This is a genomic window from Cupriavidus sp. CuC1 (genome assembly GCF_044627735.1).
Lineage (GTDB): Bacteria > Pseudomonadota > Gammaproteobacteria > Burkholderiales > Burkholderiaceae > Cupriavidus > Cupriavidus ulmosensis.
On sequence record NZ_JBIUHC010000238.1, the window covers coordinates 1 to 10,875 of the forward strand.

Sequence of the window (10,875 nt, forward strand, 5' to 3'; positions counted from 1 at the left end):
GCCTGCACATCGCCGCTGATCAGCACCGGCCGCCTCCCAACTGTCCCAGCACGAAGCGCACGATGCGTTCGGCATGCACCCCCGCCATCTCGATACGAGCGCCGCCGAGCGTAACGACCACCTGGTCGCGTGACCTCGATAGCGCTGAGTCGCTTGCCGACAGGACATTCGGCACCGCAACCGTAGCCGCAGCGATGAACGCCGTGTCCGCAGTCACTGCCATCGGCGGCGCCACCGGCGATTGCTGCTCGTCGTTCAAGCGCTTGCGCCACAAGCCGAAAGTACTGACCGCCAAGCCGTGTTGCCGGCAGAAGGCGCGAATGCTCCCGCCGCTGTTCCGCCATTGCGCCAGCAGATCGCGCCAGAAAGCCTCATCGTGGCGGTCATACCTTGCCCCGGCTCGTCCGCTCTTACCTTCCCGCTGATCGGCCATCGCTTCACTCCCAGAGATCGTGAAGCTCCTACCTTCTCATCGCCGCCCTCTACTCGCCAGACGGGTTCCGCTGACGGTTACCGTGCGCCAATCTCGATCATCGGCAACGAGGGCCTGGTCGGAATTGAAGTCGTCATGGGGAAAGTGGCGATGTTGCAGACGGCCCTCGTGACATGCTCAGGCCAGGCATATCGGATAGCCGCAAGAATCCTCGTAGAGGAGTTCAGCCAAGCCGGTGCACTGCAGATGCTAATGTTGCCCTATATGCAGTCACTTATCACGCAGATAGCACAGACAGTCGCATGTAGCCAGGGGCATTCGATCGAGCAGCAATTGTGCAGATGGCTGTTACTCAGCATTGATCGCCTACCGGCAAACCAGCCCAGCAGTGTAGCGAAGGAGTTGATCCTCGGCTTCATCGGCGAGCTGCAATTCAATGTGATGGAAGCGATTACCAGTTTGCAGGAAGACGGCGTGATCCGCTGCGACAATAGGCAAATGGAAGTGCTAGATAGGAGTGCTCTCGAGAAGCGCACATGCGCGTGCTATGGCGTGGTGAAGCGGAAATCTGAGAGACTGTTCTCCGGCGTTGGGTAGAAGGGGGGCCACCCGAGTGGCTCCTTGTCTAGGGTGTCAGCTGTGACAGACGCCCGATCGGAGCCTATGACTAGGGAGCGGTTCCGCCATTGGGTGTCGTTATTCCGCAGAATCTTTCGATAATGCCCTGTAACTCAGGCGCACCGACAGGCTTGGAAACGTGAAGGTCGAACCCTGCTTCAGTGGAACGAGCGCGGTCGGACGGTTGGCTCCAGCCCGATACGGCAACAATGGCGGTCGACTTTCCCCAGTGGGTCGCGCGAATCGCCCTTGCAATGCCATCATCCAGATCCGGAAGACCGATATCGAGCAAAATCAGGTGGGGTCGGATAACCTCGGCGATCTCTTTGCCACGCTGGCCGGTGTCGGCAGTCCATACGTCAACGCCGATCAGGGTAAGCAGTGCCTCCAAACTCTCCAGCAGATCCACATTGTCATCAACGACAAGGACGCGGCTCTTCCGGAGACTGTGCACAGCTTCCTGAGTCTTAACGATATCGGGCGCTGCTATGTCCCGTTCCGGCATCGGCATCGGCATCGGCATCGGCATCGGCAAGCGGATTATAAATTCGCTCCCTCTGCCCAGCCCCGCGCTGCGGACCTCGATGGTGCCCTGGTGCATTTCCACAATTTGCTTGGCGAGTGCGAGGCCGATTCCCATTCCAGCACTGCCGGCAACCGGCTGGCCATTGCCGAGCTGGCTGAACATGCCAAAGACTTCGCTCAGATCCTTGGGGTCCAGACCGATGCCATTGTCGGCCACTCGCAGCACGACCTTATGGTCGCTTACCTCGCTGGATAGGCTGATTTCGCCCCCGGGGTGCGTGAACTTCGCAGCGTTATGCAGAAGGTTCGCTAGGGCCTGGCTCAGTCTGCCTCCGTCGCCATGCAGGGTCACCTCGCCATCGGCCTGTGTCACCGACAGGTGATGTCCTGCAGCACAGAATGCAGGCTCGGTTGTTTCGACCGCCAGCCTAACGATATCCCTGACATCGATGGCGGAGCTATGTACCTTGAGCTTGCCGGAGGTGATACGGGAAACATCCATCAAGTCGTCGATCAACCGGCTCAGGTGCCCAAGTTGTCGATCCATGATATCGAACAGCCTGTCCATGTCTGCCGCAGTACCCCCATGCTTGCGACGCAACAATTCGACGCAATTGCGCACCGGTGCGAGGGGATTGCGCAGTTCATGAGCCAGCGTCGCTAAGAACACGTCCTTTGCGCGGCCTGCTTGTACAAGGATTTGCTGTGCGCTCTTCAATTGGCTCACATCGACCAGCACATTCACCGCGCCGATCAATTCTCCTCGCTCGTCACGGAATGGGTTGGCGTGCGCCAGCACGTCTAGCCGCGTCCCATCGGGCCGCTCCACCACAATTTCTTCGCCGTTGTAGCTAAGGCCGTTGCGGATGGTGAGCGCCATCCAGCATTCATCATGCGTAATGGGAGCACCGTCCTTGGTGTACAAGCGGAAGGAACCACAGAATCGGTCCACTGAACTTTTCAACTCTGGGGCACGCCCCCATAGTTCAATTGCCTTCGGGTTGAAGTAAGTGATGAGCCCTTCGCGGTCGCAAGTGTAGGCTGCGGCTGGCAGGGTTTCGAGAAGGCGCCGGAATTCAACCTCGGCCCCGAATGATATGTCGGGATCGCCCGCTACCGGTCGGAGCGGAACAACCTTTGCACTCATACTGATACCTCCTCTGAAGCGATGTCCCGAGGAGATGTGCGGCGCGGGAGATGGACTTTTGTGCGCCCGAGGTTCGGTTGCATCTAAGTCGAAGACAAGTGTAGCAGTTGAGCATTGGCAGTTCACCACACAGCGTCGATTTTGGCGCAGTTGTGTAGCAGTACCCGATTCTTCTCCCTGAAGCATAAATAAACCTTCACTTGTAAGACTAAACCTACATCGGTGTGCGCCCTGTTTCGCGCGACCGACCCACCCGGCAGGTCTCTGCCTCGATTGAGGCGCACGGGTGGAGCATGAAGGCCGCGCTAACGCTGGAGCTTCCGATATTCATTGAAATGTCGGATCGCTTGCATCCCGTTGCCGAGGAGCTCGTAGAGACGAGCCGCGTTGAAGTGCGCGTCGGCAAAGTCCGGCGCTAATTGGATACAACGCTCATAGCTGGTGAGTGCCTCCCCGGGACGTTCCTGATCCTCCAACGCCACGGCTAAGTTGAAGTGGAGCAACGGCTCGCTCGGCAGCTGTGAGATGCCAGAACGGTAAAGCTCGGCCGCGTCTCCAAACCGGCGCGCGTCGCACAGCATGCAGCCCAGGTTGAGATACGGATCCAGAAACGTTGGTTCTGCCGCCAAGGCCCGCCTGTATGCTGCCTCGGCTTCGATCGGCTTCTCCGTTTCCAGCTCGGCGCCGACGAGAAACCAATCCTGCGCCTCGGCCGCCGGCGCCCGCGCATCGTGTAGGGACTCAACGACGGCTGTACCTGGCTCGCCTGGTTCAAGGTCCATCAGCATCTGCCCCGACACAGCCTGCCACCCCCTGCCCTCATCCCTCGTCGCCACCTCGCTACCCATTGCGCGAATCCGCACGCCGGACAACGGCTGGCCGGCGCCACGAGACGCCTTCACCCGCGCAAGCGCACGCACGATCAATCTCGTTGGTATCCTTGCGTCATGCAGCGAATTCGCGGTCCGGAGCAGCACCATGTCCTGGAACGTGAAGAGGTATTCCCGACGCGGGCCTCGCGAGGGAGTAATGATCCGTTCGGCTACCAGTTTGGTTGCCACAGAGCGAGGGATACCCAGCATCGCCTCGGCGTCCTTCAGAGTGTACGTCGGCATTGGCCCGTCACTTTTTTCCCGCTGAAGCGCGCTTGGCGGGAGCTGGCGCCGGCGCCACAGTGGCGCGCTTCGCCACCTTACTGGGCTTACCCACCGCTTTGACCGGGGAGCTCGCTACTTTCGTTCCGCCCTGTTTGCGCTGGTTCATGCTCGCGCGCAGCGCCTCCATCAGGTCGATCACTTCTGCGCCTTGACGCGGCTCGCTTCGCTCCTCGCTCACGGCGATCTTCTTGCCGGCGATCTTCTTGTCAATGGCCGCCAGAATGCGGTCTTTCTCCTCATCCTTGTAGGCCGAGGGATCGTATCCTTCTACCGAGTTCTGCTCGATCAGCTGCTGGGCCAACGCCAGTTCGGCTGGCTGGACCGGGGCTTTCTCCACGTGCAGGTCCACCATCGATCGAACCTCGTCAGCGTAGAGTAGTTGCTGTAGCACCAAGCCCTCGTCGGTCGCACGCACCTGCACCATGTATTGCTTGCCTTTCCAAGTCCACTGCGCGAGCGCACAGGTTCCTGTCTTTCGCATAGCTTCGGCCAGCAAGTTGTATGGCTTGCCGCCACGCTTGTCTGGGCCCAGGTAGTAGGCCTTGTCGAAGTAGATCGGATCGATGGCCCCGGATGGCATGAACGACACGATGTCGACCGTGTGCTTCGCCTCGTCCTCCAGCGCCTTCAATTCATCTGGCTCAAACACCGCATAATGATCCGGCTCGAACTCGTAGCCCTTGACCATCTCCGACCGCTCGACCACCACATCCTCGCGGATGCAGACGTATTGTTGCTTGAGCCTGGAGCCACAACCCTTGTGCAGCAGATTGAAGCCGATCCCAGACTTGCTTTCCGTGGCGCTGAAGATCTTCACAGGGATCGACACGAGGCCGAAGCTGAGGGAAAGAGAGGCAATGGAACGGGCGGCCATAGCAATCACCGTGCTGGGCGGAAGTACACCGATCAAGCTTAGATCGTGCCCGCAGTAATGGCGACGTAGCGGGTTCCCCTTGGGGATAGGCAAGCACTTTCCAGAAAGGCATGGGCGGGGCTCGACGCTCGTGCGTGTGTAGTTTTTAGTTTGCGTGCACAGCACTCTTGCAAGCAAATGTCGGACATCGGCTTATTGTCTCCCCGGCCCCGGGGGAAAATACTTCGATCACAGCCATCCACAGGAGACAACCTCATGGCAAACAAGAATGTGCACGTCGCTCCACACGGCGATAAATGGCACGTGATTCGCGAGGGCGCCAATCAACCGTCTTCCCAGCATGACGACCAAGAGCAGGCGATCGCCGCCGGCACTGCCGAGGCAAAGCAAGACAAGGTCGAACTGTTAGTTCATGGGCGTGATGGGAAAATCCGGATGCGCAACAGCTACGGACACGATCCCCGCGACGTGAAAGGCTAACGGACCTCAATCCGTGGCCAAGTCGGCATCATCCAACGCGCGCAGCCTGGAACGGTATCGCCAGAAGCGTGACTTCGCGGCCACGACGGAACCGAGCGACGAGGCCGCACGGTCGCTCGCGTCCGCCGCTGGCGGCGCGATGAGCTTTGTCGTGCAGAAGCATGCGGCTCGCCGGCTCCACTACGACTTTCGTCTCGAACTGGAGGGTACCCTCAAGAGTTGGGCGGTCCCCAAGGGACCCAGCTTGGATCCTGCTGAGAAGCGGATGGCCGTACATGTCGAGGATCACCCGCTGGATTATGCGAGCTTCGAAGGCGTGATCCCGCCCACGCAGTACGGGGCCGGCATCGTTATCGTTTGGGATCGAGGGACGTGGATACCGGTCGGCGATCCGGTGGCCGGGTACCACAGCGGCAAGCTGAAGTTCGAGCTGCAAGGTGAGAAGCTACGTGGCCGTTGGACCTTGATCAGGATGCACGGCCGCAGCGACAAGCGTCAGGAACCGTGGCTCTTGATCAAAGAGCGGGATGCGTTTGCGCGCTCCGCTGCGGAGTACGACATCACCGAAGCCTTGCCGGACAGCGTGCTGGCCAAGGTCAACAGCAGATCGGGGGCCGGTCGTAAAGCGAAGACAGCCGTGCCAAAGCGGCGTCGCTCGCATCCGGGCCAGGGCCGACAGGTATTACCCGCTGCAGCACGCCCTGCCCCCCTTCCACTTGCGTTGGCCCCGCAACTGGCGACGCTCGCTTCAACGGTGCCGCGCAATGCATCACAATGGGCCTATGAGATCAAGTTCGATGGGTATCGGATGTTGGCCCGCGTCGACGGCATGGAAGTCCGCCTCTTTACGAGAAACGGCCATGATTGGACCTCGCGCCTCAAGTCGCTCGCGGCAGAGATTGGGGCCCTCGACCTTGGCTCTGCCTGGCTGGATGGCGAGATTGTCATTCTGAGCGATAAGGGCACCACGGATTTCCAGGCGCTGCAGAATGCCTTTGAAACGTCGCTGGTGCAGGACATCCAGTACTTCGTCTTTGACCTCCCCTTCTTCGAGAGCCACGACCTACGGCAAGTCCCCTTGGCCGAGCGCAGGGCGCTGCTAAAGGAGGTGATGGCCGTGCACGTTGCAAGACGACTCAGGTACAGCGAAGCCTTTGAGGGCACGCCGGACGACCTTCTTGCCGCAGCGTGCCAGATGGGCCTGGAGGGCCTGATTGGCAAGCGCGTTGACGCGCCGTACGTTTCGACCCGGGCGCCAAGTTGGATCAAGCTCAAATGCACGAAGCAACAAGAGTTCATCATCTGCGGGTTCACGGCCCCGAAGGGAAGCCGGCATGGCCTCGGCGCACTCCTGCTTGGCTTGCACGATGAAGCCGGCAAGCTGCACTACGCGGGCAGCGTTGGAAGCGGCCTGGATTCGCGCATGCTGAACAAGCTGTTCGCATTGCTGACCCAGCTGGAAGTGCCAGCCTGTCCCTTCGAGAAGCCGCCACCACGGGTAACCGGCCAATGGGTCAAACCGAAGCTGGTCGCCGAGATCTCGTTCGCCGAGTGGACCAAAGAGGGTCGAGTACGGCATGCGGTCTTCCATGCGCTACGCGCGGACAAGGAACCCGGCAGCGTGACGCGGGAGCGGGCGGTGGAGGTGGAGCCCCCGCGGCCACGCCCGGCTCGCTCTGTGAAGGTCACCAACGCAAAACGCGTGATTGACCCAACGACGGGGCTGACGAAAGGCGACCTGGTCGGCTTCTACGAGGCCATCGCGCCGCATCTGCTTCCCCATCTGCGCGGGCGGCCCGTAGCCTTACTGCGGGGCCCCACCGGTATTGGTGGAGAGCTTTTTTTCCAGAAGCACGCTGAGGCGAGCACGATTCCGGGCATGACGTTACTGGATCCTTCGCTCTGGGAAGGACATCCGGCACTACTCGAGGTCCCACGCGAGACCGCCATCGTGAGTGCGGCGCAACTCAATGTGATCGAGTTCCACACCTGGAATGCGACCAAGCGCAGCATCGATAAGCCCGATCGCATCATCTTTGACCTGGACCCCGGCGAGGGCGTGCCCTGGCAGCACATGCTGGATGCCGCCATGCTGACGAGGGCGATGCTGGATGAGCTTGGCCTGATGAGCTATCTCAAGACCAGTGGCGGCAAAGGCCTGCATGTCGTCGTGCCAATCGCGCCCAGTCTGCCGTGGAACACCGTGAAGACGTTTTCACAGGATGTCGTTCTCCATATCGCCAGAACCATTCCGCAGCGCTTCGTTTCCAAAAGTGGGCCGCGCAATCGTATTGGGAAGATCTTCATCGACTACCTTCGCAATGGCCATGGCGCCACGACGGCATCCGCGTTCTCTGCACGCGCGCGGTCAGGTCTCGGCGTCTCGATGCCTGTAGCCTGGGAGGAGTTGGAGGAGCTGACAGGAGGCGATCATTGGACGATCCGGACTGCTGTGCCGCGCATTGAAGCCGTCGGCTATGTTGATCCGTGGGCCGGATATTCTGATACCGGAAAGAAGCAACAACTGAGTCCTGCCTTCCGGAAAATGGCTGGATAGGTGGGATGGAAATGTATGGAGGCCTTTTTATGACAAACCTGGAGGCATTTCCTGCTGCGGAGCGCGAAGCCTTTGCCAACGCCTGCCGGCGGCACGGATTCATCGCGGCGGACTTCAGCGTCTGCGACACCACCGAAAGCGAGGTCCGCTTGGTCAGCGTACTTCGGCCCGAGACAGGAGCGCTGATGCAATATGCGGCAGGCCCTCGTGAGTTTTGGCCCGCAGAGTTCGAACAGGACCTGAGTTCCGAGATCTTTGGCAGCGCTCCCGACTGACGAATGGTGTGAGAGATCGGAATTCGCTGGATTGCTGCGCAGCCCGCCGATGCAGACGCGTGCCGCTCAACACCATAGCGGACAAGGAGCAAGCAAACGCCTTCGAAGCGGAGTTGTTCCAGCCAAAGACTCGCCTGTCGGGAGCCGAGCGCGCGCTGGCGACGAAGCCAACCGGGAAGGCGGAAAACGACCAGCGCATCGCCACCGACAAGATCGCTCGGGCGCAACGCAATCTGGCGGATCTGCAACGTATCACACCGCTCGATCGCGATGCGCGCATCTTTCCGAGTCACCATGCACAGGTCATGATCATGAAGAACGGACGACGCCTCATCGTTCCGATGCGGTATGAATGTCGTCTGCCTGGCTGGACGGAAGCGATGGAGAAACAGAAGCCCGGAACCTACAATGCCAGGCGCGACAACCTGGACAAAGCATGGCGCAAGCTGTTCGGCTTTCACCACGGCCTCATGGTCGTCACCCGCTTCTACGAGAACGTGGAGCGCGCGGGGGAGAACCAGCAAAAACAGATGGGACCGGATAACCTCGGCGACCTCCTTGCCCGCTTGCCGCTGTCGGAAGTCCATACGTCCACGCCCGCTTGCAGGCTCGCGTCAGTGGGTCAGGTGGTGGATGACGTGGTCCGCCACTTCGCGCCATTTTGAACTGGAAATGATCGCATGTCCGGCGTCCTCGATCATGACTGGGTCTGTTTGATAGGAACGTGCTGTTGCTGTGACGACGTCAAATGGAATGATGCGGTCACGGGCACCGCCAATGACCTGAACGTCGGCGGTAATGTTGTCGGGGTTAACGTAGGCCGGCTTCCCTTCAGCAGCCTGCATCGCAATTACTTTTCCGAGCGGATCGCCCATGTTTTCGACAACTGGGTCAAGGGTGCTGGGCGGGAGCCCCCAGGGCGGCACGGACGAGATCAGGGAGGCCTTGCTGATGTGGGTATTCCCCTCAATAGCTCGCTGCGTCAGGAATCCCCCCATCGAATGCCCGATGATAATCGTCGGTTGCTCGCCCAGGTGCCGCAAGATGGCCTTGACGTCCTCTTCATAGCCACGCAAGGTAAGGTCCTCGCGAATCTCGCTGCCACCGTGTCCGCGCAAGGAAAGGGCACTACTGCTGAACCCGTGCCCCGAAAAGTATGGGAGAAAGTTCTCCCGCCACTGCCAGCCATCTTCCGCCACACCGTGAATGAAGAGGACGTGTGCACGAGCCTCGTGCGCGTCGGCGTGAAAGATCTCCAGCCCATCGATAACTTCGTACCGGCAAGCCTCTGCAGGGTTGGTATCGGCTATCTTTATCGAGCACGCGGTCTCCTCACCATCCTGCTCGAAAATTGTCGTCAGGCCGCGGCACAATGACGCCATGCGGCCGTTACGTCGTAGATATTGGACATGGAGCGTGGTGAGCTTGCGGCGCCTGGCGTGCAGCAAGGCCTGGTTGAACAGGAGGCGTCCAATGCCCTTGCCCTGGCAGAACCCTTCTACGCTGCCGAGTTGCCCAGCGGGGTGGCTCTCCCGCTGAAAGACGGCGACATGGACGACTCCAATGAGCAGGTCGCGATAGTGGGCGCCAATGACGATGTCCCGGTTAAAGTTGATGTGATCGGTGTAATGCTTCAGGCCCTCCGCGGTGCAGTGGAAACCGAAACGGGTGAAGCGAACTTCGGCAGACATCGCATCGAGGTGGGCACGGATGGCAGGGCGAGTATTTGCCGAAAGCCTACTGAATTCAACGCTCATGGCGGCTCCTGTTGTTGCAGTGCAGCAAAAACCGAGTCTACACCTTTCCCTGGGGAAGACAAGGGTTTACCCGGAACGGGCCACTGCGATGCTTAATCTTTCCCACCGGCTCGATCGGGCGATTGATGCAGGGGCATCGCTTCGCGCGAGGACCGCGCGGGCCGAAAGAAAGCGGCTGCGGCCGCCTCTCACGTTGTGGGATTCCCTAAGGCGAAACTTCATCCTTTCGTACTCTTTTCGTCGCAGCACAACTCAACTAAATTGGATGCGATTCAGCCTGCTCGCCGAGTATTAACGTTGGACGATTCTCGGTAAGATCGCGCGCAAATGGAGATGAAGGCGGAAAAATCTTGGTTCACGCCGCCGATATGACCCCAGGGTCGAATGATGCAAGCACGCTTTGCGAATGGTCCCTGCCGGCCGGCATATGACTCGTTTTTCACGGGGGTTTTCGATGGCCCGACTAGAGACGTTTCCCGCCGCTGAGCGCGATGCATTCGCCAACGCATGCCGGCGCCACGGCTTTATTGCGGCCGACTTCTGCGTATGCGACTGCGCGGATGACGGCACCCTCGGGATTCGCCTGGTCAGCGTGCGTCGCACCAAAGTTGACGCATCGATGCTGTATGCCGCCGACGTTCGCGAGTCCTGGCCTGCAGGGTTCGAGCTCGACTTGATGACGGGAACGTTTGGGACTGTAGCGGACTGAGGCGACCGCAGGCGTCGGCGAGCGGAAAACAAAAGTGAGAATCGAACTGCCTATTCGTCTGGCAGAGTGTACTGATGACTCATCTCGCCCATCTCGTGTCTGACCCGACGAAATTTGCACCAGATCGCCCTCACGTCGGCAGTCTTTTTTTGAATAGGGCTTCATCATCGCGCGCGTAGCGCCTTCCGGCCGTGGCGGGCAGCCTCGCCAGGCCACAGGAGTAAGGCATCTCCCAACGCACTTCCATTGTCAGCCGCTCTCATCCACTAGTACAACATCCCGCAAATAGGTTGAATAATTAATTGGCTCGGATATCATGGCGGGATGAGTCGAGGCCGCCATG

11 protein-coding genes are annotated in these 10,875 nt (G+C 59.9%); 6 read left to right on the top strand and 5 right to left on the bottom strand.

What is annotated here, in order from left to right; genetic code table 11:
• Positions 1–19: 19 nt before the first annotated feature.
• Complete coding sequence (gene tnpA, locus ACGLHR_RS48245) at positions 20–355, bottom strand: IS66 family insertion sequence element accessory protein TnpA (RefSeq protein ID WP_400102829.1); 336 nt, start codon at positions 353–355, stop codon at positions 20–22.
• On the opposite strand from tnpA, the gene ACGLHR_RS48250 reads away from it, so the two are divergent.
• A complete protein-coding gene (locus ACGLHR_RS48250; protein ID WP_400102830.1) occupies positions 242–1,030 on the top strand; it encodes a Crp/Fnr family transcriptional regulator in 789 nt (262 codons plus the stop codon). The two genes, tnpA and ACGLHR_RS48250, sit on opposite strands and share 114 nt — an antisense overlap.
• Before the next feature lie 70 nt (positions 1,031–1,100).
• Here ACGLHR_RS48250 and ACGLHR_RS48255 read toward each other — a convergent pair whose 3' ends face one another.
• The 3 genes from ACGLHR_RS48255 to ACGLHR_RS48265 form a co-directional block, all read right to left on the bottom strand.
• Positions 1,101–2,723, bottom strand: a complete 1,623-nt coding sequence (locus tag ACGLHR_RS48255; RefSeq protein ID WP_400102820.1) for an ATP-binding protein — start codon at positions 2,721–2,723, stop codon at positions 1,101–1,103.
• A 305-nt stretch (positions 2,724–3,028) separates the two neighbouring features.
• Positions 3,029–3,838: a tetratricopeptide repeat protein gene (locus ACGLHR_RS48260; protein WP_400102821.1), complete on the bottom strand. Its 810-nt coding sequence runs from the start codon at positions 3,836–3,838 to the stop codon at positions 3,029–3,031.
• 7 nt (positions 3,839–3,845) lie between these two features.
• Positions 3,846–4,754 carry a Ku protein gene (locus tag ACGLHR_RS48265; RefSeq protein WP_400102822.1) on the bottom strand — a complete coding sequence of 303 codons (909 nt, stop codon included), beginning with the start codon at positions 4,752–4,754 and terminating at the stop codon, positions 3,846–3,848.
• Between the two features lie 255 nt (positions 4,755–5,009).
• On the opposite strand from ACGLHR_RS48265, the gene ACGLHR_RS48270 reads away from it, so the two are divergent.
• The 4 genes from ACGLHR_RS48270 to ACGLHR_RS48285 are packed head-to-tail and all read left to right on the top strand — an operon-like array spanning position 5,010 to position 8,731.
• Entirely contained in the window at positions 5,010–5,234 is a 225-nt protein-coding gene (locus tag ACGLHR_RS48270; RefSeq protein ID WP_400102823.1) for a DUF2188 domain-containing protein, read from the top strand.
• 13 nt (positions 5,235–5,247) lie between these two features.
• Positions 5,248–7,791 (top strand): DNA ligase D, encoded by a 2,544-nt coding sequence (gene ligD / locus ACGLHR_RS48275; RefSeq protein WP_400102824.1) that lies wholly within the window; start codon positions 5,248–5,250, stop codon positions 7,789–7,791.
• Positions 7,792–7,820: 29 nt separating this feature from the next.
• Complete coding sequence (locus tag ACGLHR_RS48280) at positions 7,821–8,066, top strand: hypothetical protein (RefSeq protein WP_400102825.1); 246 nt, start codon at positions 7,821–7,823, stop codon at positions 8,064–8,066.
• Between the two features lie 59 nt (positions 8,067–8,125).
• The gene (locus tag ACGLHR_RS48285; protein WP_400102826.1) at positions 8,126–8,731 is read left to right on the top strand and encodes a hypothetical protein; all 606 of its coding nucleotides are present in this window, start codon (positions 8,126–8,128) and stop codon (positions 8,729–8,731) included.
• Here ACGLHR_RS48285 and ACGLHR_RS48290 read toward each other — a convergent pair.
• Positions 8,681–9,823: an alpha/beta fold hydrolase gene (locus ACGLHR_RS48290; RefSeq protein ID WP_400102827.1), complete on the bottom strand. Its 1,143-nt coding sequence runs from the start codon at positions 9,821–9,823 to the stop codon at positions 8,681–8,683. The two genes, ACGLHR_RS48285 and ACGLHR_RS48290, sit on opposite strands and share 51 nt — an antisense overlap.
• A gap of 454 nt (positions 9,824–10,277) precedes the next feature.
• Between ACGLHR_RS48290 and ACGLHR_RS48295 the strand changes: the two genes are divergently transcribed.
• Entirely contained in the window at positions 10,278–10,532 is a 255-nt protein-coding gene (locus ACGLHR_RS48295; protein WP_400102828.1) for a hypothetical protein, read from the top strand.
• The last annotated feature ends 343 nt before the right edge of the window (positions 10,533–10,875 follow it).